The sequence below is a fragment of the Cupriavidus sp. 05L310 genome (assembly GCF_056398185.1).
This window is the reverse complement of record NZ_JBFTOX010000013.1, coordinates 99,645-121,465: the sequence shown is the minus strand read 5'-3', so window position 1 is coordinate 121,465 and position 21,821 is coordinate 99,645. Positions and strand designations below refer to the sequence as shown.

At 64.8% G+C, this 21,821-nt stretch carries 21 protein-coding genes; 6 read left to right on the top strand and 15 right to left on the bottom strand.

The window, feature by feature from the left end; genetic code table 11:
• Positions 1 to 10 precede the first annotated feature (10 nt).
• From hutH to AC1DS6_RS12075, 6 genes are all read right to left on the bottom strand, one after another.
• Complete coding sequence (gene hutH, locus AC1DS6_RS12100; protein ID WP_441635366.1) at positions 11 to 1,591, bottom strand: histidine ammonia-lyase; 1,581 nt, start codon at positions 1,589 to 1,591, stop codon at positions 11 to 13.
• 75 nt (positions 1,592 to 1,666) lie between these two features.
• A complete protein-coding gene (gene hutC, locus AC1DS6_RS12095) occupies positions 1,667 to 2,431 on the bottom strand; it encodes a histidine utilization repressor (RefSeq protein WP_045237655.1) in 765 nt (254 codons plus the stop codon).
• A 15-nt stretch (positions 2,432 to 2,446) separates the two neighbouring features.
• Positions 2,447 to 3,226, bottom strand: a complete 780-nt coding sequence (locus AC1DS6_RS12090) for an ABC transporter ATP-binding protein (protein ID WP_045237654.1) — start codon at positions 3,224 to 3,226, stop codon at positions 2,447 to 2,449.
• Positions 3,223 to 4,095, bottom strand: coding sequence for an ABC transporter permease (locus AC1DS6_RS12085; protein WP_035867335.1), 873 nt, complete (start codon positions 4,093 to 4,095; stop codon positions 3,223 to 3,225). The genes AC1DS6_RS12090 and AC1DS6_RS12085 overlap by 4 nt, the downstream gene beginning before the upstream one ends.
• 13 nt (positions 4,096 to 4,108) lie before the next feature.
• Positions 4,109 to 5,077: an ABC transporter substrate-binding protein gene (locus tag AC1DS6_RS12080; protein WP_441635369.1), complete on the bottom strand. Its 969-nt coding sequence runs from the start codon at positions 5,075 to 5,077 to the stop codon at positions 4,109 to 4,111.
• Positions 5,078 to 5,547: 470 nt separating this feature from the next.
• The gene (locus AC1DS6_RS12075; RefSeq protein ID WP_477102530.1) at positions 5,548 to 6,528 is read right to left on the bottom strand and encodes an NAD-dependent epimerase/dehydratase family protein; all 981 of its coding nucleotides are present in this window, start codon (positions 6,526 to 6,528) and stop codon (positions 5,548 to 5,550) included.
• 9 nt (positions 6,529 to 6,537) lie between these two features.
• On the opposite strand from AC1DS6_RS12075, the gene AC1DS6_RS12070 reads away from it, so the two are divergent.
• Positions 6,538 to 7,608: a CDP-6-deoxy-delta-3,4-glucoseen reductase gene (locus AC1DS6_RS12070; RefSeq protein WP_441626394.1), complete on the top strand. Its 1,071-nt coding sequence runs from the start codon at positions 6,538 to 6,540 to the stop codon at positions 7,606 to 7,608.
• 263 nt (positions 7,609 to 7,871) lie between these two features.
• Complete coding sequence (locus AC1DS6_RS12065; RefSeq protein WP_045237649.1) at positions 7,872 to 9,059, top strand: acetylornithine transaminase; 1,188 nt, start codon at positions 7,872 to 7,874, stop codon at positions 9,057 to 9,059.
• A 102-nt stretch (positions 9,060 to 9,161) separates the two neighbouring features.
• Here the strand turns inward: AC1DS6_RS12065 and AC1DS6_RS12060 are convergent, their stop codons facing one another.
• The 7 genes from AC1DS6_RS12060 to AC1DS6_RS12030 form a co-directional block, all read right to left on the bottom strand.
• Entirely contained in the window at positions 9,162 to 9,878 is a 717-nt protein-coding gene (locus AC1DS6_RS12060; RefSeq protein WP_441626391.1) for an ABC transporter ATP-binding protein, read from the bottom strand.
• Between the two features lie 15 nt (positions 9,879 to 9,893).
• Positions 9,894 to 10,670 (bottom strand): ABC transporter ATP-binding protein, encoded by a 777-nt coding sequence (locus AC1DS6_RS12055; protein WP_045237647.1) that lies wholly within the window; start codon positions 10,668 to 10,670, stop codon positions 9,894 to 9,896.
• 13 nt (positions 10,671 to 10,683) lie between these two features.
• Positions 10,684 to 11,844 (bottom strand): ABC transporter permease subunit, encoded by a 1,161-nt coding sequence (locus AC1DS6_RS12050; protein ID WP_441626389.1) that lies wholly within the window; start codon positions 11,842 to 11,844, stop codon positions 10,684 to 10,686.
• Between the two features lie 13 nt (positions 11,845 to 11,857).
• Positions 11,858 to 12,793: a branched-chain amino acid ABC transporter permease gene (locus AC1DS6_RS12045; RefSeq protein WP_276287479.1), complete on the bottom strand. Its 936-nt coding sequence runs from the start codon at positions 12,791 to 12,793 to the stop codon at positions 11,858 to 11,860.
• Positions 12,794 to 13,001: 208 nt separating this feature from the next.
• A complete protein-coding gene (locus tag AC1DS6_RS12040) occupies positions 13,002 to 14,204 on the bottom strand; it encodes a branched-chain amino acid ABC transporter substrate-binding protein (protein ID WP_035867344.1) in 1,203 nt (400 codons plus the stop codon).
• Between the two features lie 767 nt (positions 14,205 to 14,971).
• A complete protein-coding gene (ispH, locus tag AC1DS6_RS12035) occupies positions 14,972 to 15,934 on the bottom strand; it encodes a 4-hydroxy-3-methylbut-2-enyl diphosphate reductase (RefSeq protein ID WP_441626386.1) in 963 nt (320 codons plus the stop codon).
• Between the two features lie 46 nt (positions 15,935 to 15,980).
• Positions 15,981 to 16,472, bottom strand: a complete 492-nt coding sequence (locus AC1DS6_RS12030) for an FKBP-type peptidyl-prolyl cis-trans isomerase (protein ID WP_441626384.1) — start codon at positions 16,470 to 16,472, stop codon at positions 15,981 to 15,983.
• A gap of 90 nt (positions 16,473 to 16,562) precedes the next feature.
• Between AC1DS6_RS12030 and radC the strand changes: the two genes are divergently transcribed.
• From radC to nadB, 4 genes are all read left to right on the top strand, one after another.
• A complete protein-coding gene (gene radC / locus AC1DS6_RS12025) occupies positions 16,563 to 17,237 on the top strand; it encodes a RadC family protein (RefSeq protein ID WP_441626382.1) in 675 nt (224 codons plus the stop codon).
• A gap of 188 nt (positions 17,238 to 17,425) precedes the next feature.
• Entirely contained in the window at positions 17,426 to 17,659 is a 234-nt protein-coding gene (gene rpmB / locus AC1DS6_RS12020; RefSeq protein WP_035867349.1) for a 50S ribosomal protein L28, read from the top strand.
• Positions 17,660 to 17,672: 13 nt separating this feature from the next.
• Positions 17,673 to 17,843: a 50S ribosomal protein L33 gene (gene rpmG / locus AC1DS6_RS12015; protein WP_006157508.1), complete on the top strand. Its 171-nt coding sequence runs from the start codon at positions 17,673 to 17,675 to the stop codon at positions 17,841 to 17,843.
• Positions 17,844 to 18,039: 196 nt separating this feature from the next.
• The gene (gene nadB, locus AC1DS6_RS12010) at positions 18,040 to 19,638 is read left to right on the top strand and encodes an L-aspartate oxidase (protein WP_441626380.1); all 1,599 of its coding nucleotides are present in this window, start codon (positions 18,040 to 18,042) and stop codon (positions 19,636 to 19,638) included.
• Between the two features lie 96 nt (positions 19,639 to 19,734).
• Here nadB and nadC read toward each other — a convergent pair whose 3' ends face one another.
• Positions 19,735 to 20,622, bottom strand: a complete 888-nt coding sequence (nadC, locus tag AC1DS6_RS12005; RefSeq protein WP_441626378.1) for a carboxylating nicotinate-nucleotide diphosphorylase — start codon at positions 20,620 to 20,622, stop codon at positions 19,735 to 19,737.
• Positions 20,619 to 21,770: a quinolinate synthase NadA gene (gene nadA, locus AC1DS6_RS12000; RefSeq protein WP_441626376.1), complete on the bottom strand. Its 1,152-nt coding sequence runs from the start codon at positions 21,768 to 21,770 to the stop codon at positions 20,619 to 20,621. Before nadA ends, nadC begins: the two co-directional genes overlap by 4 nt.
• Positions 21,771 to 21,821 lie beyond the last annotated feature (51 nt).

Below are 21,821 nucleotides of genomic sequence, written 5' to 3'. Positions count from 1 at the left end.
TGCGCGCGCATCAAGCCACGCCGGCCTGCGACGGCAGCACCTGGCGTACCGACTCGGGCCAGCCAGCACCCGCATCGCCTTGCTTCACCCACTGCTTCATCGCCTCGATATCCGGCGCGAAGTAGCGGTCGCCTTCCACGAAGGCCACGCGCTCGCGAATGCGCGCGATCTCGATCTCGATCAGCGGCGAGGACTCCAGCGGACGATGGAACTCGATGCCCTGCGCGGCGGCCATGGCTTCGATGCCGACCACCACGGCGGTGTTCTCCGCCATATCGCCCAGGCGGCGCGCGCCATAGGTGGCCATCGACACATGGTCCTCCTGGTTGGCCGACGTAGGCAAGCTATCCACGCTGGCGGGGTGTGCCAGCGACTTGTTCTCGGAGGCCAGCGCGGCGGCGGTGACCTGCGCGATCATGAAGCCGGAATTGAGACCGCCGTCGCGCACCAGGAACGGCGGCAGGCCGGACAGGCCGGAATCGAGCAGCAGCGCGAGGCGGCGCTCGGAGATCGCGCCGATCTCGGCGATGGCAAGCGCGATGATGTCAGCGGCGAATGCCACCGGCTCGGCGTGGAAGTTGCCGCCCGAGATCACGTCGCCTTGCTCCGGGAACACCAGCGGATTGTCCGACGCGGCATTGGCCTCGATCTGCAGCACGCGCGCGGCGTGTTGCAGGTTGTCCAGGCAGGCGCCCATCACCTGCGGCTGGCAGCGGATAGAGTACGGATCCTGCACGCGGCCGCAGGTCACATGCGAATCCACGATCTTGCTGCCGTCGAGCAGCGCGCGCACGGCGCCGGCCACGGCGATCTGCCCGGCCTGGCCGCGCGCGGCGTGGATGCGGGCGTCGAACGGCTTGACCGAGCCCTTGATGGCTTCCAGCGACAAGGCGCCCGCCACCAGTCCCGCGGCGAAGATGTCCTCGGCGGCGAACAGGCCGGCCAGCGCCAGCGCGGTGGAAACCTGGGTGCCGTTGAGCAGCGCCAGCCCTTCCTTGGGGCCGAGCGTAAACGGCGCCAGCCCGGCATGGGCCAGGCCTTCGGCAGCCGGGCGGCGCACGCCGTCGATCATCACATCGCCCACGCCGATCAGCGTGCACGACATATGCGCCAGCGGCGCGAGATCGCCCGACGCGCCCACCGAGCCCTTGGCGGGAATGCACGGCGTGACGCCGGAGTTGGCCAGCGCCAGCAGTGCCTCGATGATCTCGGGGCGGATGCCCGAATGGCCGCGCGCCAGGCTCACGGCCTTGATCGCCAGGATCAGGCGCACGGTGTCGGCGTCCAGGTCGGCGCCGGTGCCCACGCTGTGCGACAGCACCAGGTTGCGCTGCAGCTCGGCCAGCTTGTCGTGCGGGATGCGCGTCTGGGCCAGCTTGCCGAAACCGGTGTTGATGCCGTAGACCACGGCATCGGCGTCGATGATGTCCTGCACGGTAGCCTGGGACGCGCGCACGCCGGCCCAGGCGCATTCATCCATCGCCAGGCGCACTTCGCCGCGATGGATGCGGCGCAGGTCGGCCAGGGTGACGGAGCCGGGCTGCAAGGTCAGCAGCGGGCGGGAGGCTTGGGTGGCTTGGGTGGCGCTCATTTGTATGTCCCTGTCTATACAGCTGGGGTCGTGAGTTGGCTGGGTATCTGGAAAATTAACGGCGGACGGCTGGGCTCAGCCGAAGGCCGGGTTGCCATCGGCGCGGAATCGGCTGCCGAGGCGGTAACGGTTGCCGGGGTGCAGGCAACGTACAAAGGTAACGGGCGTGCCGCCGGTCCAGGTGCGGCGGGTCAGCAGCAGGCACGGCTGGCTGCCGGGCATTTCCAGTTGCGCGGCCTGCTCGGGCGTGGCGGCAATCGCGTCGACCACGTGCTCGATCTGGTCGTAAGGCACATGGCGCAGCAGGTATTCGCCGGGCTTCACCGCGACGAAATCCTGGTTGATAAAGTCCGGCGCCACGCGCGGGTTGACGTAGCGGTCTTCCAGTTGCACCGGCACGCCGTCCTCGCGGTGCACGCACACCGAGTGGAACACCGACTCGCCGGTGCGCAGGTCCAGCGCGGCGGCCACTTCGATGGAGGCCGCCACGCGTTCCACCACCATGACGTCGCAGGCGTAGTCGTGGCCACGCATGCGGATCTCGTCCTGCAGGTTGACCACGCTGAGCAGCGTCGACTGCGGCTTGTGCTCGGCCACGAACGTGCCCACGCCGGCCACCCGGACCACCCTGCCCTGCTCGGCCAGCTCGCGCAGCGCGCGGTTCACCGTCATGCGCGACACGCCGAAGCGGGTCACCAGTTCCTGCTCGGACGGCACGCGGTCGCCCGGCTGCCACGCGCGGCTCTGGATATTGCGCGCGATGTACTCCTTCACCTGCTGGTAAAGCGCGGCGGGAGTGGCATCGGGAACACCCCGGCGGTTGGCGGTGGCAGCTTTCATGGCTTGGCTTGCAACTCAGTGCTCGGCGGAGGCCATGGCCTCTGCGCGGATTTCCTCGGTCAGTACCGCCTTGAGTTCCGAGAACTCCGGCGAGGTCTTGATCGTGTAATGGCGCGGATGCGGGAAGTCCACATCGATGGTGCGCTTGATGCGGCCAGGCCGCGCCGAGAACACCGCCACGCGGTTGGCCATGAAGATGGCCTCGTCGATATCGTGCGTGACGAACAGCACCGTCTTGCGGGAGGCTTCCCAGATGCCCAGCAGCAGTTCCTGCATCAGCACGCGGGTCTGGTTGTCGAGCGCGCCGAAGGGCTCGTCCAGCAGCAGGATCTTGGGGTCGTTGGCCAGTGCCCGGGCAATGGCCGTGCGCTGCTGCATGCCCCCCGAGAGCTGCTTGGGGAAATGGTGCTCGAAGCCGCGCAGGCCCACGCGCTGGATAAAGAAATCGCTGCGCTCGCGCTGCTCCGCCTCGCTCATGCCGCGCTCGCGCAGGCCAAAGCGTACGTTCTGCTCGATGGTCAGCCACGGGAACAGCGTGTACGACTGGAACACCATGCCGCGCTCCGCGCCGGGGCCGGTGACTTCCTGGCCGTCCAGCAGCACGCGCCCGGTGGTGGGCGTATCCAGCCCGGCGACGATGCGCAGCAGCGTGGACTTGCCGCAGCCCGAGGGACCGAGGATGGTGACGAAGTCGTTGTCCGCCACCTCGAAATCGGTAGGCTGCAAGGCCAGGGTCTGGCCGCCGCGCGGATTGACGAAGGTACGCGAGACCTGCTGGATGGACAGCGCGCTCATTTGATTGAACTCCACGGGAACAGGCGCTGGTTGGCCAGCTTGAAAGCCAGGTCGGAGACCAGGCCGATACAGCCGATCACGATGATGCCGAAGATGATCTGCCCGGTGTTGAGCAGCGCCTGGCTGTCGGTGATCATGTGGCCGATGCCGGAAGACGAGCCGATCAGCTCGGCCACGATCACATAGGTCCAGGCCCAGCCCAGCACCAGGCGCAGGATCTCGGCGATCTCCGGCGCGGCGCCGGGAATCAGCACGCGCCGCACGATGCCGCTGCTGTTGGCGCCCAGCGTGTAGGCCGCCTCCACCAGGTCGCGCCGCGCGCCGCCCACCGTCACCGCCACCATCAGCACGATCTGGAAGAACGAGCCGATAAAGATCACCAGCACCTTCTGCGCCTCGCCGATGCCGGCCCACAGGATCAGCAGCGGGATGAAGGCCGAGGCCGGCAGGTAGCGGCAGAACGAGACGAAGGGCTCGAAGAACGCCTCCGCCGCCTTGTACGCGCCCATGAAGATGCCCAGCGGCACAGCCAGCGCGGCGGCCAGCACGAAGCCGCCCAGCACGCGCCACACGGTCATGCCGATGTCGCCGATGAAGTTGTACTCGGTGAACAGCAGCACGCCTTCGCGCGCCATGGTCATCGGATCGGCCAGGAAGGTGCGCGGCACCATGCCGCCGAGGGTCACCGCCGCCCACACGCCGAAGAACAGCACGAAGAACCCCAGCCCCAGCACCCAGCGCGCCTGCTGCGAGACGGGTGTCAGCGGCGCGAGCCACGGATGGCGGCGCGCGGCCGCCGGATTCGCCGCGGCGGGAGCGGGCTTTGTAGCGGGATTCGCCGCGGGCGAACCAATGTGAACCTGCGTCATGGCACCAACCTCGTTACTTGATGAAGCGCGCGTCGTACAGGGCCGTAACGTCCGGCACCTGGCGGATCACGCCGATTTCCAGCAGCACCTGCGCCGCTTCCTTGCTGAAGCTGGCCAGCTCGCCGCCGAAGAACTTGCGGTTGGCTTCGCGATCCTGCCAGCGCAGGTAGGCGGACGACTTGGCGAACTGCTCGCCGCTTTGCTTGACCGCCGCGCCCATGATGTCGTTGGCCTTGGCCGGGTCCTGCTTGATCATGTCGAGCGCTTCGAAGTAGCTGTCCACCAGCGCTTGCGCGGCCTTGGGATTGTCCTTGAGCCACTTGGGCGCGCAGCCCAGGGTGTCCATCACCATCGGGTAGTCGAGCGTGGTGGCGAGGATCTTGCCCTTGTCCGGGTTCTGGCGCACGGACGACAGGTACGGCTCATACGTCATCGCGGCATCGTTCTGGCCGGAGATAAAGGCCTGCGCGGCCGCCTGCGGCGACAGCGTGGTGGTCTTGACGTCCTTCAGGGTCATGCCGTTCTTCTTGAGCATCCAGGCCAGGCCGAAGTACGGCGCGGTGCCCGGCGCATCCACGCCGACGGTCTTGCCCTTGAGGTCCGCGAAGCCCTTGACGTCGCCGCGCACGGCCAGGCCGTCGGCACCGTAGGACTTGTCCAGCTGCACGATCTGGGTGATGGGCACGCCGTTGGCGTTCCAGGCCACGTGGGTCTCGACCGTGGTGGCCGCGCACTGGATCGCGCCGGAGGCGAGCGCCAGGTGACGGTCCTTCTGCGGAATCATCTTGATGTCGACGTCGACACCGTGTTTCTTGAAGATGCCGGCCTTGTCGGCCAGCGTCAGCGGCGCGAAACCGGTCCACCCGCTCATGCCCAGCGTGACCTGGGTGGCTTGCGCCTGGGCGGCGCCGGCGGCACTCAGCGTGGCGACTGCTGCAACGGCGGCGGCTAGCGACTTACCGCTACGGATACGAAATCCCATCTTCCTGGCTCCTTTGGTGTGATGCGAACGGGACCGCGCCGGCATTGGCGGCGGCCGGATCGCCCGGCTCGGGCGGCGCCGTACTTGCGGCGCCGGTCATTTGCCAGGCAATTTAGCAACCCTGTATATACAAGTCAATGCAGTAGTTAACCCGAGGCCGCAGGCGGAATTGGCGTTGCCGGCACTTGATGCGCGGCAGGCCGCGAATCGGCCACACACCTAGGGAAAACACTACTCCGCGTCATGCGCCGGGCGCACCCTCGCAGGGCGCGAGTGCCTGGATAAGGCACACCGGGCGCACCAAAGCGGTGTCTTTCCGTCAACGGGACATCACTTGCTGTCTATACAGGATCGAGCGGCAACATCTATGCAAACGACGTGCCACATAGACTTCGAAGGCACCGCCCGCGGAAGTGCCGGAGACATCCCACCGGGCGGAGAGACGCGCGGGGCCGCAGCCCCGGCTTCGTTCAGGCGTCGAAGAACGACGCCACGGTGGGATAACGCAGGCGCAGGCGCAGCTCGCGTTTGAGGCGGGCATTTTCCAGCCGCCGCGATTCGCTCATGAAGCTGAGCAAGGTGGGCTCGACCGCCTCGCGCAACTGCGCGCGGCTCAGGCGTGGCGGGCGCGGCAGGCCGCGGCGGTCGGCCACCAGGTCGAAATAGTCAGCCATGCGCATCTCGGAATCGTCGCTGGCGTGCACCACCCGCTGGGGCCGGCCGCGGAACAGCGCCGCCACCATGGTGCGAGCCAGGTCAAAGGCATGGATGTGGTTGGTATAGACATCGTCCTGCGGCGCCAGCGCCGGCGTGCCTTTGGTCAGGCGGGCCAGCGGCAACCTGTCCTCGGCATAGATGCCGGGGATGCGCACGATCGAGCTGCGCCAGCCGGCGTGGCGGCCGAAGTCCCGCACGGCGCGCTCGGCCGCCACGCGGCGCCGGGCGCGCGCGGTTTGCGGGCGCACCGCGTGCGATTCCGCCAGCCGGGCGCCGCCGCGGTCGCCGTACACGCCGGAGGTGCTGGCGTAGACAAAGACACGCCGCGCCGGGCTTGCGGCGGCCCCCCTGCCGCCCCGCTCGGGTAGAATGTCGGGCTTGGCAGACCATCCGCCAGCCCGCGCGGGAGACCGCCGCCAGGCAGCCCGCCGCAATGCGCGCAACAGCGCCAGCGTGCGCGGATCGCCCTCGCCGCGCGCGGGTGGCGGCGCCAGGTGGAGCACCCTGTCGGCCAGGCCGGCAAGGCGCGCCAGCGTGGCGGGCCGGTCCAGGTCGGCTACCAGCGGCACCGCGCCGTTGTCCCGCAATACAGTGCGGCGGGACGGCTGCGAAGTGACGGCAAAGACGCGCCAGCGCGTCGACAGAATACGCAGGCAACGTGTGCCCACATCCCCACAGCCGACGATGAGAAGGCGCGGGCGACCCAGGCGGCGTCGCGACAGATTTTTGCTCATAGAGTGATCATGGCTTATCAAGTTACCGTCATGCCCAGCGGCCGCCAGTTCGAAGCGGCCGCGGACGAAACCATCCTCAGCGCGGCCCTGCGCCACAGCATCGGCCTGCCCTACGGCTGCAAGAACGGCGCGTGCGGATCGTGCAAGGGCCGTGTCACCGCCGGCGGCATCGTCCAGGGCGATCATGCCGCATCCGCGCTTTCCGCGCAGGAGAAAACCGAGGGCCGCGCGCTGTTCTGCTGCGCCACGGCCACCTCGGACGTCACCATCGAATGCCGCGAGGTGCATGGCGCCGGCGATATTCCCATCAAGAAGATCCCGTGCCGCGTCGCCTCGATGGAGCGCGTGGCCGACGACGTCGTCGTCGCGCGCCTGCAGCTGCCCGCCACCGAGCGCATGCAGTACCTGGCCGGCCAGTACGTTGAATTCCTGCTGCGCGACGGCAAGCGCCGCAGCTACTCGATCGCCACGCCACCCCATCAGGAAGGCCCGATCGAGCTGCATATCCGCCATATGCCGGGCGGTACCTTCACCGACTACGTGTTCGGCGCGAAGGACGGCCAGCCGGCCATGAAGGAGCGCGACATCCTGCGTTTCGAAGGCCCGCTGGGCAGCTTCTTCCTGCGCGAGGATTCCGACAAGCCCATCATCCTGCTGGCCTCCGGCACCGGCTTCGCGCCGATCAAGGCCATCGTCGAGCATGCGGTCTACACCGGCATCACCCGCCCGATGACGCTGTACTGGGGCGGCCGCCGCCCGCGCGACCTCTATATGCACACGCTGTGCGAACAATGGGCGCGCGATCTGCCCAACTTCCGCTACGTGCCGGTGATCTCCGACGCGCAGGCCAGCGACGACTGGGACGGCCGCACGGGCTTCGTCCACGAAGCCGTGATGGAAGACCACCCGGACCTGTCCGGCTTCGAGGTCTACGCCTGCGGCGCGCCGGTGATGATCAATGCCGCGCGCAAGGACTTTTCCCTGCGCTGCGACCTGCACGAAGACGCCTTCTTCGCCGACTCGTTCACCTCGGAGGCCGATATGCACCCGGCCCCCGCGGCGGCGGCACCGGCGGCCTGAACGCCACCCGGTCCGTCCCCACGCTGCAACAATGCCCGGCCCGACCAAAATTCGTTTTGACAGCCGGGCGCATGCGCCTTATATTGGCCGCCATGAACTACGCTATCAATCGACGCAGCTACCGTACGTTGCTCCCCACCGGGGTGCCTCGCGGCTGACCGTCCATAGCATCTGTTCAGGTCGACAAGCCACGGGCAACCCCCGTGGCTTTTTGTTTTTCCGCTCTCCTCTTCCCTGTTTCACGCCGACCCCTGGAGTCCGCCATGGCATTTGCTGAGTACCCCGTCCAATCCCTGATGTACATCACCAACCGGCCCGAGCTCGTCTTTACCGAAGGCAAGGGCTCGTGGCTCACGGACCATAACGGCAAGCGATACCTGGACTTCGTGCAAGGCTGGGCGGTCAACTGCCTGGGGCACTCCAACCAGGGCATGATCGACGCGCTGGTGGCGCAGTCGCAAAAGCTGTTCAACCCGAGCCCGGCGTTCTACAACGAACCCATGCTCAAGCTGGCCAAGCAGCTCACCGACAGCAGCTGCTTCGACAAGGTCTTCTTCGCCAACAGCGGCGCCGAGGCCAACGAAGGCGCGATCAAGCTGGCGCGCAAATGGGGCCGCAAGCACAAGAACGGCGCGTTCGAGATCATCACCATGGACCACAGCTTCCACGGCCGCACGCTCGCCACCATGAGCGCGTCGGGCAAGGCCGGCTGGGACACCATCTTCGCGCCCCAGGTGCCGGGCTTCCCCAAGGCCGACCTGAACGACCTGGCATCGGTGGAAAAGCTGATCAACGACAAGACCGTGGCGATCATGCTGGAGCCGGTGCAGGGCGAAGGCGGCGTGATCCCCGCCTCGCGCGAATTCATGCAAGGCCTGCGCAAGCTGGCCGACAAGCACAAGCTGCTGTTCATCGTCGACGAAGTGCAGACCGGCTGCGGGCGCTGCGGCACGATGTTCGCCTATGAGCTGTCGGGCGTGGAACCGGACATCATGACGCTGGGCAAGGGCATCGGCGGCGGCGTGCCGCTGGCGGCGCTGCTGTGCAAGGCTGAAGTGGCCAGCTTCGAGGCCGGCGACCAGGGCGGCACCTACAACGGCAATCCGGTGATGACGGCGGTCGGCAGCGCCGTGATGACGCAATTGACCGCGCCCGGCTTCCTGCAAAGCGTGCAGGAAAAAGGGGCTTACCTGCGCGAGCAATTGCTGGCACTGTCGTCCGAGTTCGGCCTGGGCGGCGAACGCGGCGAAGGCCTGCTGCGCGCGCTGGTGCTCGACAAGGACATCGGCCCGCAGCTGGTGGAAGAAGCACGCGACATGCAGCCGGAAGGCCTGCTGCTGAACTCGCCGCGCCCCAACCTGCTGCGCTTCATGCCCGCGCTGAACGTGACCACGGAAGAGATCGACCTGATGATCGGCAAGCTGCGCACGCTGCTGAAGAAGCTGGCCTGAGTCTCATCTGCAGCCCGGCCCATCGCCGGGTCACACGTAAAGAAAAAGCCCCGCAAGCTGTTGCGGGGCTTTCTTTTTCAAACGTGAGTTAAACGGGCAGCATCACTCGCCCAGATACGCCGCGCGCACCTTCGGATCGTCCAGCATCTCCTTGGCGTCGCCGCTCATGGTGACCAGACCCGATTCCATCACATAGCCGCGGTGCGCGGCCTGCAGCGCCAGCCGCGCATTCTGCTCCACCAGCAGCACGGTCACGCCCAGCGCGGAGACGTCGCGCACCACCTCGAAGATCTTCGCGACCATGATCGGCGACAGCCCCATCGACGGCTCATCGAGCAGCAGCAGCTTGGGCTGGCTCATCAGCGCGCGCGCCATGGCCAGCATTTGCTGTTCGCCGCCCGACATGGTGCCCGCCAGCTGGTTGGCACGCTCTTTCAGGCGCGGGAAGACGCCGAACATGCGGTCGATGTCGGACTTGATGCCGGCCTCGTCATTGCGCGTATACGCGCCCATCTGGAGGTTCTCGGTGATGGTCATGCGCGCGAACACGCCGCGCCCTTCCGGCACCATCGCCAGCCCTTGCTTGAGCAGCGTGTAGCTGGGCACGCCCTTGATGGACTTGCCCATGTATTCCACGTCGCCGCCAGCCCAGCCCTGCAGCCCGGTGATGGCCTTCATGGTGGTGGTCTTCCCAGCGCCGTTGGCACCGATCAGCGTGACCAGCTCGCCTTCCCGGATCTCGAGGTCGATGCCCTTGACGGCCTGGATGCCGCCGTAAGCGACCTTCAGGCCGGATATCTTCAGTAGCGTTTGTTTCATTGTCTGTTTCCCCCGTCAGTGCGCCGGGGTACCGAGGTAAGCCTCGATCACCGCTGGATTGCTCTGAACTTCGTGCGGCAGGCCCTGCGCGATGACCTTGCCGTAGTCGAGCACGGTCAGGCGGTTGCACAAGCCCATCACCAGCTTTACGTCGTGCTCGATCAGCAGGATGGTCTTGCCGTCGGCGCGGATCTTGTCGAGCAAGCCACGCAGTTCCACCTTTTCGGTTGCGTTCATGCCGGCGGCGGGTTCATCCAGCGCCAGCAGCTTTGGCTCGGTGGCGAGCGCCCGCGCGATTTCCAGGCGGCGCTGATGGCCGTAGGAAAGGTTGCGCGAGGTGAAGTGGGCGTACTTGCCGATGCCGACATACTCCAGCAGGTCGTGCGCCCAGTCTTCCACCGACTCTTCTTCGCGCCGCACCGAGGGCGGACGGAATACCGCGCCGAGCAGGCCCGCCTTGGTGCGCACATGGCGCCCCACCATCACGTTTTCCAGCGCGGTCATCTCGCCGAACAGGCGGATGTTCTGGAAGGTGCGGGCAATGCCCGCCTTGGCGACTTCGTGTACGGCGGTGGGCTGGTAGGGCTTTCCGCCCAGCACGAACTCGCCGGAATCCGGCGTGTACAGGCCGGTGATCACGTTGAAGAAGGTGGTCTTGCCGGCCCCGTTGGGACCGATCAGGCCGTAGATTTCGCCCGGATTGATCTGCAGGCCCACATCGGACAGCGCCTGCAGGCCGCCGAATCGCTTGTTGACCCCCTGTACCGACAGGAGGAAATTCTCGTTGCTCATGATGTCCTCCGGGTCAGAAACGGCCAACGCTGCCCGGGCGGCGGATCACCGGCCGGTCTTCCTTGCGCGGCGACGGCCACAGGCCTGCCGGGCGATACAGCATCACGCCAACCAGGGCCAGCCCGAACAGCAACTGGCGCAGCACTTCGGCGTCGACGATGGTATGGCCGAAGAGCATGTTCTGCGCCGGCTCCGCCACGGCGCGCAGCAGTTCCTGGAAACCCACCAGCAAGATACCGCCGAGGATCACGCCGGGGATGTGGCCCATACCACCCAGCACCACGATGGCGAGGATGTAGATGGACTCCCACAGCACGAACGACTCAGGCGAGACAAAGCCCTGGAAGGCGCCGAACACCGCGCCCGAGGCACCACCAAACGACGCACCCATGGCAAAGGCCAGCAGCTTGATGTTGCGGGTGTTGATGCCCATCGCCTTGGCGGCGATCTCGTCTTCGCGGATGGCCACGAAGGCGCGGCCGATGCGCGAATTCTGCAGGCGCAGGCAGATGAACACGATGGCGATCACCAGCACCACCAGCAGGTAGTAGTACATGAACACCGGCGTGAACTTCAGCCCGAAGATCTCGTGCGACTTGGAGAAATCGAAGCCGAAGATGTGAACCGGGTCCACCGCCGTGATCCCCTTCGGGCCGTTGGTGATGTTGAGCGGACGGTCGAGGTTGTTCAGGAAGATGCGGATGATCTCGCCAAAGCCCAGGGTCACGATGGCGAGGTAGTCGCCGCGCAGCTTGAGCGTTGGCGCGCCAAGCAGCACGCCGAAGGTTGCCGCCACCAGCACGGCCAACGGCAGCACGAACCACATGGAAAGGTGCAGGCCATTCGGGAAAAGCTGGTGGATCCACTCAAACTGGTTGGCCAGGTGGGGCGAGCCCAGCAAGGCCATCATGTACGCCCCTACGGCGTAGAAAGCGATGTAGCCGAGGTCGAGCAGGCCGGCAAAGCCCACCACGATATTCAGGCCGAGCGCCAGCATGATGTAGATCAGCGCGAAATCAAGCACGCGCACCCAGTAGTTGCCGCCCAGCGTCTGCACGAGGAACGGCGCGCACAGGGCGATCACCAGGAAGGCCATCAGGGCGGCCATGGTCTTGGCCGGGGTCTTGGTTAGCGGCGCTGCCGGCGCCGCCGGGGATGGAATCGGGGTATTCATGGATTCTCTCTCCTCAGGCGCGTTCGGAAACCCGCTCGCCCATGATGCCGGACGGACGGAACACAAGGACGATGATCAGCACGATGAAGGCGAACACATCCTGGTAGTTCGAGCCAAATACGCCACCAGTGAGATCGCCGATATAGCCGGCGCCCAGCGCTTCGATCAGGCCCAGCAGCATGCCGCCGACCATGGCGCCCGCCAGGTTGCCGATGCCGCCCAGCACTGCGGCGGTGAACGCCTTCAGGCCCGGGATGAAGCCCATGTAGAAGTGCGCGTTGCCGTAGTTGGTCGCCATCATCACGCCGGCCAGCGCAGCCAGCGCGGCACCGATCATGAAGGTGGCCGAGATCACGAAGTTCGGGTTCACGCCCATCAGCCCCGCCACCTTCTGGTTCTCGGCGGTGGCGCGCATCGCGCGGCCGAGCTTGGTGCGGTTGACGAGAGTCAGCAGGCCCGCCATCACCATCAGCGCCATGCCGATGATGACGATTTCCTTGCCCGTGATGGTCGCGCCGGTGGCACCGATATCGATCGGCTCCGAGGGCAGCAGTTGCGGGAAGGTAAGGGGGTTACGCGACCAGATCATCATCGCCACGGTCTGCAGGATGATGGAAACGCCAATGGCGGTGATCAGCGGGGCCAGCCGTGGCGCGTTGCGCAACGGCCGGTAGGCCACCCGCTCGATGGTGTACGCCAGCACGGCGCAGACCGGCATGGCGATCAGCGTCGCGATCACCAGCGTGAGCCATTCGGGTAGCCCGGGGGCAAATTTCTGCAATCCCAGGATAGCTGTCAAAGCGGTCAGTGCGCCGATCATCAGGACGTCGCCGTGGGCGAAGTTGATGATCCCGAGAATGCCGTAGACCATGGTGTAGCCGAGTGCGATCAGCGCATAGATGCTGCCTAGCACCAGACCGTTCACGATCTGCTGGATAAGGATATCCATGAAAACTCCTTGCTTCCGTCCAATTTCCCTCGACATGGTGTGGATGCCGGGGGGACGTTGATATGTGGGTGGCTTGGTAGTGCGGTTGTTTGCTGGTAAGCGGCCTGCCTACTCCACCCATGGTAAGGATGCTGCATGTAAGGCAAGGCTAAAAAAACGGCACCGCAACATACTCGCGGTGCCGTTCGGATGGGCCGGTAAGCCCGGATTACATCTTCACGACGTCAAGGACGGTCTTCTTCTTGTCCTTGTACTCGTACAGCGTGATGGTGCCCTCCTTCATGTCGCCCTTTTCATCGAAGGCGATGGTGCCGATCAGGCCCTTGTAGTTCGTCTTGGGCATCTCGGCCAGGATGGCCGCCGGTTCGGTCGAGTTGGCGCGCTTCATGGCGTCGACGATGACCATCACGGCGTCATAGGTGAACGGTGCATAGATCTGCACCGGCGCATTGAAGCGAGCCTGGTAGCGCTTGTCGAAATCCGCTCCCTGCTCCATCTTCGACAGTGCCAGGCCAGCTTCCGAGCAGATGATGTTTTGCACGGCATCGCCGGCCAGCTCGGCCACCTTGTCGGTACATACGCCATCGCCGCCAACGATCTTGGAGGTGATGCCGAGTTCCTTGGCCTGCTTGGCGAACGGCCCGCCGGTGGCGTCCATGCCGCCGTACATGATCACATCAGGCTTCTTGCCCTTGATCTTGGTCAGAATGGCCTTGAAGTCGGTGGCCTTGTCGTTGGTGGCTTCACGCGCCACCACGTTCACGCCGGAAGCCTTGGCGGTCTTCTCGAATTCGTCGGCCAGGCCCTTGCCGTAGGCAGTGGCATCGTCAACGATGGCCACGCTCTTGGCGTGCAGGCTCTTGGTGGCGTAGTTGGCCAGCGCCGGACCCTGCTGGGCATCGGTGGCGACCACGCGGAAGGTCGTCTTGAACCCTTGCTTGGTGTAGTCGGGGTTGGTCGACGACGGCGAGATCTGCACGATGCCGGCATCGCTATAGATCTTGGAGGCCGGGATCGATACGCCCGAATTCAGGTGACCGACCACGGCCACGACCTTCGCGTCCACCAGCTTCTGCGCCACGGCGGTGCCGGTCTTCGGGTCGCCCGCATCGTCTTCGCCGACCAGTTCGAGCTTGACCTTCTTGCCGTTGACTTCCAGGCCGGCCTTGTTGACTTCTTCCACGGCCAGGCGAGCGCCGTTTTCGTTGTCCTTGCCAAGGTGAGCGATACCGCCGGTGAGCGGTGCCGCGTGGCCGATCTTGACTACAACTTCGCCGCCACCCGCTGCGGGCGCAGCCGCGGCAGGCGCCGACGCTGCCGGCTCGGCCGGCTTTTCTTCTTTCTTGCCGCAAGCAGTAACCAGCGCCACTGCGGCTGCGATCGGCAGAATCTTGGCAAACGTGATTTGCATGAGTGATCTCCTAGGATTCACATGATCAGGGTAAACCAACGCCCCCCGGACGTTTCCCCTGAACCGCCATAGTTTAGTTTCAATTTGAAACGCGCGAATTGTATTCCCTTTTTATACGGATGCAATATGCGACGCAACAACCTGAAGGATTAACCCACCAAATGAGCTAGGGAATTTCCCCAATGCACAAATTGGGGCAATTCCCGCCTACATGGAGGCTAGCCGTTGACACTAACAAGATTCGTGCCTACCGCAGGCCAGAGGCCGCATTTGCAGCGTTTGCATCACTCATTCAGGCGCCGTATTAAATAGGTGTTTCATTTAATATGGCCCACCTCATTCATATACAACGAGCGAGCACGCCGGCACCATAATAGGGAAATCCCCAATTACAGGGATTTCCCTTGGTTGTCTTTTAGTGCAGACAGGTACAAGGGCCGCGGCGGCAAGTATGCGCATTATCCAAGGAATACCGGGCTATATATCGATGCGATATATTGGTGCAACCGTGGCAATGGAGTGGTGCGAAGCAGGCCGCAACCAGTTGCACCAGCCTGGACTGGATTGCGACGGGCATGCCTGCGCGCGTGGACGGGCGTGGACGGGAAAGTGGGAAGCAAGACGAGCGCCAGCCGCAGCGGGCGCGCTGCGGCCCCGGCCAGGGGCCGGCACGGGGATGATGCACCAATCTGGAAAGGAGGGTCTGCGCCAGCCGGTGCCGGCAGCGCCATGAGACAGCCGCCGGCCGCTACGGAATCAGCAGCGAATCAGGCGGGAGTGACTTGCTGCAGGCCCCGCGGCAGGGGGAACGACATCTTCTCTTCGATGCCATCCAGCGCACGCACGTTGCGCACTCCCAGCAGGTGCAGGCGCTCGACGATGGACTGCGCCAGCGCCTCCGGTGCGGACGCGCCGGCTGTCAGCCCGATGCGGCGCTTGCCCGCGACCCACTCCGCACGCAGCTGATCCGGCGAATCGATCATGTAGGCCGGCACACCGAGGCGTTCGGCGAGCTCGCGCAAGCGGTTGGAGTTCGAACTGTTGGGACTGCCCACCACGATCACCACCTCCACCTGCGGCGCCATGAACTTGACGGCATCCTGGCGGTTCTGGGTGGCGTAGCAGATGTCCTGCTTCTTGGGTTCGCGGATCAGCGGGAAGCGCGCCTTGAGCGCAGCGACGATCTCCAGCGTCTCGTCGACCGAGAGCGTGGTCTGGGTCACGAAGGCGAGCCGCCCGGGGTCGGCCACCTGCAGCTTCGCCACATCTTCGGCGGACTCGACCAGCAGCATGCCGCCTTCGGCCTGCCCCATGGTGCCCTCGACTTCGGGATGGCCCTTGTGGCCGATCATGATGATCTCGCAGCCCTCGGCGCGCATCTTGCCGACTTCCACATGCACCTTGGTCACCAGCGGACAGGTGGCATCGAAGACGTTGAGGCCGCGCACCGTGGCGTCGGCACGCACTTCCTTTGATACGCCATGCGCACTGAAGATCACTGTGGAGCCCGGGGGCACCTCCTCCAGTTCCTGCACGAAGACAGCGCCCTTGCGGCGCAGGTCTTCCACCACGTAGGCGTTGTGCACAATTTCGTGGCGCACATAGATAGGCGCGCCGTAGCGTTCAAGGGCGCGCTCGACGATCTCGATGGCACGATCCACACCGGCGCAGAAGCCGCGCGGCTGCGCCATCAGGATCTCGGCATCGGTGGCTGTGGTGAGCTCAGACATGCAAGGATTCGATTCAAGGATGCCGGCGGTTGCCGGCCGGTGGTGCTTAGAGAATGCCGATCAGCTGGACATCGAACAGGATGGTCTGCCCGGCCAGCGGGTGGTTGAAATCGAACAGCGCCGACGTCGCCCCGATCTCCTTGAGCACACCGGCGTACTTTCCGCCTCCCGGCGCGTTGAACTCCACCAGGTCGCCCGGGGCGTAGTCTTCTTCGAACGAGCTGTTCTCGCGCAGCGTCGCCAGCGAAACCCGTTGCAGCAGCTCAGGGTTGCGCGGACCGAAGGCATGCTCCGCCGCCAGCCGGTAAGTCATGCGCTCGCCCTCCGGCATGCCCAGCAGGGCCTGCTCCAGGGTGGGCGCGAACTGGCCTTGCCCCAGCAGCAACGTGGCGGGCTTCTCGTCAAAGGTACTGATGATCTCAGTGCCATTCTCGAGGGAGATGCTGTAGTGAAGGGTCAGGAAGGAATCCGCCTGCACGGTCTTCCGACCGTCCGCGGCGCCGTCCTTCGGACCGGAAGCAATAGTTTGCAAATTCATGAGTGCTCAACCTGTCGACAACCCGTATTGTAAGCGACTCGACCGAGCGCCGCCTTGTCCGCGGTGCCATTGTTCCGGGGGGATCGTGTCATGCGTATTACCGACTGGCCCAGCAACGAGCGGCCACGCGAGAAGCTTCTCTGTAGCGGCGCCGCAGCACTCTCGGATGCCGAGCTGCTCGCCGTATTCCTGCGCGTGGGCGTCGCCGGAAAAAGTGCAGTGGACCTGGCATGCGAGCTTCTTAACCATTTCGGCTCGCTGAGCAGCCTGCTTTCCGCCAGCGCCGGGCAACTGGCCAGCATCAAGGGCATCGGCAGCGCCAAGTACGCGCAACTGCAGGCGGCGCAGGAACTCACCCGGCGCACGCTGGCTGAGCAACTGCAGTTGCCGGGCGCGCTGAACTCACCCACGGCTGTGCGCAACTACCTGCGCCTGACGCTGGCGAGGCTTCCCCATGAAGTCTTTCACTGCCTCTTTCTCGACGCGCGCAACGGGCTCCTGGCCAGCGAAGAACTATTTCGCGGCACCCTGACCCAGACCAGCGTCTACCCGCGCGAGGTAGCGCGAAAGGCACTTTCACACAACGCCGCGGCTGTGATCGTCGCCCACAACCACCCGTCGGGCAACGCCACGCCCAGCCCGGCCGATCTAGCCATGACCCGCGCGCTGTGCCGCTCCCTCGCCTTGATCGACGTACAGGTACTCGACCATTTCGTCGTGGCGGGCAGCAGCATTCACTCCTTCTCCGAGCACGGCCAGTTGTGACGCGACATGTGACGCCAACCGCATGAATGCACACCCCTGCACGGTAAACGACGGAAGGCATTGATTCATCATCGCTTTCCGGTCTATAATGCTCGTTTGCTGAAGTCTCAACCGCTGCAGTCCGGGCCAGCGCGCCTTTTGTTGATCTGTTGCGAACATTGTCCACGTAGAAGAGTTAGGAGTGCTTCATGGCACGCGTCTGTCAAGTGACCGGGAAAGCGCCGATGGTCGGCAACAACGTTTCCCACGCAAACAACAAGACCAAGCGCCGTTTTCTGCCCAACCTGCAGAATCGTCGTTTCTTTGTTGAATCGGAAAACCGCTGGGTGAGCCTGCGCGTCTCGAACGCCGGCCTGCGCCTGATCGACAAGAAAGGCATCGACTCCGTGCTCGTAGATCTGCGCGCACGCGGCGAAGTCTAATTAGGAGCACATCATGGCCAGCAAAGGCGGACGCGATAAAATCAAGTTGGAGTCGACTGCAGGTACGGGTCACTTCTACACGACCACCAAGAACAAGCGCACGATGCCGGAAAAGATGGAGATCATGAAGTTCGATCCCGTCGCCCGCAAGCACGTGTCGTACAAGGAAACCAAGATCAAGTAATTGATCCTGTCTTCCACATGCCGATCGCGCGGCATGTTAGTAGAAACCCCGCTCAGGCGGGGTTTTTGCTTTTTACGCGGCGCAAAAGCCGCATCACTGGCGCGACTCCGCAGCACTGCCCACGCAAGCGCGCCGCCGGTGTACACTTTCCAGCTTTCCTGCCTCCCGACCGCGCCACGCGCGCGTCTCTCGCATCATGAACTTCGATGTCGCCATTGTCGGCAGCGGACTGGCCGGTCTGACGGTCGCGCTGCAACTGGCCGACACCCATCGGGTTGTCATCATCTGCAAACGCGCCATGACGACGGGCGCCAGCGACTGGGCACAGGGCGGCATCGCCGCGGTGCTGGACTCGGGCGACAGCCATGACGAGCACCATCAGGACACCCTGGTGGCAGGCGCGGGCCTGTGCGATGACAGCGCAACGCGTTATATCGTCGAGCACGGGCGCGAAGCCATCCAGTGGCTGATCGACCGCGGCGTGCCGTTCACGCGCGACGACCAGGCCGAACTGGGCTACCACCTGACGCGGGAAGGCGGACACAGTCGGCGGCGCATCATCCACGCCGCGGACGCGACCGGCCACGCCGTCGTGTCCACCCTCACCGAGCAGGCACGCCAGCACCCCAACATCACGATCATCGAAGACCACTTCGCGGTGGACCTGATCACCTCGCGCAAGCTCGGCTTGCCGGGCAACCGCTGCTATGGCCTTTACGTGCTGGATGACGCCAGCGGCGAAGTGCAGACCATCACCGCTACGCACACCGTGCTGGCCACGGGTGGCGCGGGCAAGGTCTACCTCTACACCACCAATCCCGACACGGCCACCGGCGACGGCATCGCCATGGCCTGGCGGGCGGGTTGCCGTGTATCGAACATGGAATTCATCCAGTTCCACCCGACCTGCCTGTACCACCCGTACGCCAAGTCCTTCCTGATTTCGGAGGCAGTGCGCGGCGAAGGTGGCCTGCTCAAGCTGCCCGATGGCACGCGCTTCATGCCCGAGCACGACGAGCGCGCCGAGTTGGCTCCGCGCGACGTGGTGGCGCGCGCGATCGACTTCGAAATGAAGAAGCGCGGGCTGGACTACGTGCACCTCGACATCAGCCACCAGCCCGAATCCTTCCTGCGCGAGCACTTCCCGACCATCCATGCACGTTGCCTGGAGCTGGGCATCGACATTGCGCGCGAACCGATCCCGGTGGTGCCGGCTGCGCACTACACCTGTGGCGGCGTGGTGACCGACACGGCGGGCCGCACCGACCTGGCCAATCTCTACGCCGTTGGCGAAACCGGTTGCACCGGATTGCACGGCGCCAACCGCCTAGCCTCCAACTCACTGCTCGAGTGCATGGTGATCGGGCGCGCGGCGGCACTCGACATTGCCGGCCAGGACAAGGCTGGTCAGCCGGACATCACCCTGCCCGGCTGGGATGAAAGCCGGGTGGCGGATGCCGACGAGGAAGTGGTTGTATCGCACAACTGGGACGAGCTGCGCCGCATGATGTGGAATTACGTCGGCATCGTGCGCACCAGCAAGCGGCTTGAGCGCGCGCAACACCGTATCAGCCTGCTGCGCGAGGAAATAGCCGAATACTATGCCAACTTCCGCGTGACGCGCGACCTGCTGGAATTGCGCAACCTGGTGGAAGTCGCCTCATTGATCGTCGATAGCGCCTATTCGCGCCACGAAAGCCGCGGTTTGCACTTTAGCCGCGACTATCCGGAGACCTTGCCAAAAGCGCTGCCGACCGTGATGCAGCCGTTGTTCAAGCGCGAGCGGGCGAAGTAGCGTTCCTCGCTTTCCATCACGCAAAGAAAAAGCGCGCCTCGCAGCGCGCTTTTTCTTTCCGGACAGCCAATTTACCGATGTGCTTCAAACGCCAGATTACTCGATGATGCGCAACGAATAGTCCGTGGCGCGCACATCCTTGGTCAGCGCACCCACCGAGATCCGGTCGACACCGGTCTCGGCAAAGGCGCGAATGGTATCCGCATTGACGCCACCCGAGACTTCCAGCAACGCGCGCCCAGCATTGATACGCACGGCATCGCACATCATCGCCTCGGTAAAATTGTCGATCAGGATCGATTTCGCATCGGCCGCCAACGCCTCCTCCAGCTCCGCCAGGCTTTCCACCTCCACCTGCACCGACACGCCCGCATCGAGTGCGGCTGCTGCCCGCATGGCCGCGGTAATGCTGCCTGCCGCGGCGATGTGGTTCTCCTTGATCAGGATGCCATCGTACAGCGCCAGACGCTGGTTATCACCGCCACCGACCTTGACCGCGTACTTCTGTGCCAGGCGCAGGCCCGGCAAGGTCTTGCGGGTATCCAGCACGCGCGCGCGCGTCCCCTCGACCAGATCGGCATAACGGCGCGTAGCGGTAGCCACGCCGGACAGCAACTGCAGGAAGTTCAGCGCTGGCCGCTCCGCGGTCAGCAGCGAGCGGGCCGGTCCCGTGATCTCGCACACCACCGAGTCCGGTGCCATGCGGGCGCCTTCGGCTTGCTGCCAGCGAACCTGCAGCGCGGGATCCACCGCGCGCATGCAGGCCTCGAACCACGGCTGACCGCATAGCACGGCTTGCTCGCGCACGATCACGCGAGCCCGTGCGGACTTGGCTGCGGGCACCAGCAAACCGGTCAGGTCGCCGCTGCCGACATCCTCGGCGATGGCCGCGCGTACATTGGCTTTCAGGGCCTCGGCCAGCGCCGCGCCGTAGCTGTCGAAAACTGGATTGACGTTTGCGTTCACGTTTGCATTACTGCTCATGCCGGACCGATTCCCTTGAACAAAGCCTGCTCGCTGGCCAAATCGGCCTTGGGCCGCACATTGGCCTTCTGCCGCGCGGCGAAATCGAGCATGCGGTCGATGCAGATCACAGCCTGGCGGCCGATGGCGGCATCGACATGAATTTCGTTATGGCCGCGCTCAAGCACCTCAGCCAGGTTGGTCAGTGCATTCATCGCCATCCACGGGCAGTGCGCGCAACTCTTGCAGGTCGCACTGTTCCCGGCGGTGGGCGCCTCGATGAAATGCTTGTCGGGTGCGGCCAGCCGCATCTTGTGCAGGATGCCGTTATCGGTCGCAACGATGAATTCGCGGGCATCCAGCTCCTGGACCGCCGCGATCAGCTGCGAGGTCGAGCCAACCACATCGGCCTGCTCCACCACATTGGCCGGCGACTCCGGATGCACGAGGATCTTGGCCTTGGGGAACTCGCGGCGCAGCAGATCCAGCTCGATACCCTTGAACTCGTCGTGCACCAGGCAGGAGCCCTGCCACAACAACATGTCCGCGCCGGTCTGCTTCTGGATATAGCCGCCCAGGTGCTTGTCCGGTGCCCACAGAATCTTCTCGCCGCGTGCGTGCAGGTGCTCGACGATCTTCAGGCCGATGCTGGAGGTCACCATCCAGTCCGCGCGTGCCTTCACGGCCGCGCTGGTATTGGCGTAGACCACCACCGTACGGTCGGGATGCGCATCGCAGAACGCGGCGAACTCGTCGGCCGGGCAACCCAGGTCGAGCGAGCACGTCGCGTCAAGGTCGGGCATCAGGATGGTCTTTTCCGGACTGAGGATCTTGGCGGTCTCGCCCATGAAGCGAACGCCAGCCACCACCAGCGTCTTGGCCGGGTGGTCGCGGCCGAAGCGCGCCATTTCCAGCGAATCCGACACGCAGCCGCCGGTTTCTTCCGCCAGGTCCTGCAGGTCCGAATCGACGTAATAGTGCGCTACCAGCACCGCATTGCGCTGCTTGAGCAAATCCTTGATGCGCGCCTTCAGCGCCGTGCGCTCCTGTGCCGACAGCACCGGGGGCACCTTGGCCCAGGCATGGGCGACGCAGCTGCCGCCATCAGGGGACTCCGTCGACAGGTTCGGTTTCTCGAACTCGACGGTCTTGATCGTTTGGGGGGTCATCTCCGATACTCCTCTGGGGCCGCGCGCCTGGATTTCGCAGCCAGCCCTTAC

What these genes read in the sequence shown, in the direction of transcription:
- ispH (WP_441626386.1), bottom strand. Translation starts at nt 15,934, where the DNA reads ATGTCTGAGCTCACCACAGCCACCGATGCCGAGATCCTGATGGCGCAG.
- AC1DS6_RS12060 (WP_441626391.1), bottom strand. Translation starts at nt 9,878, where the DNA reads ATGAAACAAACGCTACTGAAGATATCCGGCCTGAAGGTCGCTTACGGC.
- rpmB (WP_035867349.1), top strand. Translation starts at nt 17,426, where the DNA reads ATGGCACGCGTCTGTCAAGTGACCGGGAAAGCGCCGATGGTCGGCAAC.
- rpmG (WP_006157508.1), top strand. Translation starts at nt 17,673, where the DNA reads ATGGCCAGCAAAGGCGGACGCGATAAAATCAAGTTGGAGTCGACTGCA.
- hutH (WP_441635366.1), bottom strand. Translation starts at nt 1,591, where the DNA reads ATGAGCGCCACCCAAGCCACCCAAGCCTCCCGCCCGCTGCTGACCTTG.
- nadC (WP_441626378.1), bottom strand. Translation starts at nt 20,622, where the DNA reads ATGAGCAGTAATGCAAACGTGAACGCAAACGTCAATCCAGTTTTCGAC.
- AC1DS6_RS12045 (WP_276287479.1), bottom strand. Translation starts at nt 12,793, where the DNA reads ATGGATATCCTTATCCAGCAGATCGTGAACGGTCTGGTGCTAGGCAGC.
- AC1DS6_RS12090 (WP_045237654.1), bottom strand. Translation starts at nt 3,226, where the DNA reads ATGAGCGCGCTGTCCATCCAGCAGGTCTCGCGTACCTTCGTCAATCCG.
- AC1DS6_RS12070 (WP_441626394.1), top strand. Translation starts at nt 6,538, where the DNA reads ATGGCTTATCAAGTTACCGTCATGCCCAGCGGCCGCCAGTTCGAAGCG.
- AC1DS6_RS12075 (WP_477102530.1), bottom strand. Translation starts at nt 6,528, where the DNA reads ATGAGCAAAAATCTGTCGCGACGCCGCCTGGGTCGCCCGCGCCTTCTC.
- AC1DS6_RS12055 (WP_045237647.1), bottom strand. Translation starts at nt 10,670, where the DNA reads ATGAGCAACGAGAATTTCCTCCTGTCGGTACAGGGGGTCAACAAGCGA.
- AC1DS6_RS12065 (WP_045237649.1), top strand. Translation starts at nt 7,872, where the DNA reads ATGGCATTTGCTGAGTACCCCGTCCAATCCCTGATGTACATCACCAAC.
- AC1DS6_RS12080 (WP_441635369.1), bottom strand. Translation starts at nt 5,077, where the DNA reads ATGGGATTTCGTATCCGTAGCGGTAAGTCGCTAGCCGCCGCCGTTGCA.
- AC1DS6_RS12085 (WP_035867335.1), bottom strand. Translation starts at nt 4,095, where the DNA reads ATGACGCAGGTTCACATTGGTTCGCCCGCGGCGAATCCCGCTACAAAG.
- nadB (WP_441626380.1), top strand. Translation starts at nt 18,040, where the DNA reads ATGAACTTCGATGTCGCCATTGTCGGCAGCGGACTGGCCGGTCTGACG.
- nadA (WP_441626376.1), bottom strand. Translation starts at nt 21,770, where the DNA reads ATGACCCCCCAAACGATCAAGACCGTCGAGTTCGAGAAACCGAACCTG.
- AC1DS6_RS12050 (WP_441626389.1), bottom strand. Translation starts at nt 11,844, where the DNA reads ATGAATACCCCGATTCCATCCCCGGCGGCGCCGGCAGCGCCGCTAACC.
- AC1DS6_RS12040 (WP_035867344.1), bottom strand. Translation starts at nt 14,204, where the DNA reads ATGCAAATCACGTTTGCCAAGATTCTGCCGATCGCAGCCGCAGTGGCG.
- AC1DS6_RS12030 (WP_441626384.1), bottom strand. Translation starts at nt 16,472, where the DNA reads ATGAATTTGCAAACTATTGCTTCCGGTCCGAAGGACGGCGCCGCGGAC.
- radC (WP_441626382.1), top strand. Translation starts at nt 16,563, where the DNA reads ATGCGTATTACCGACTGGCCCAGCAACGAGCGGCCACGCGAGAAGCTT.
- hutC (WP_045237655.1), bottom strand. Translation starts at nt 2,431, where the DNA reads ATGAAAGCTGCCACCGCCAACCGCCGGGGTGTTCCCGATGCCACTCCC.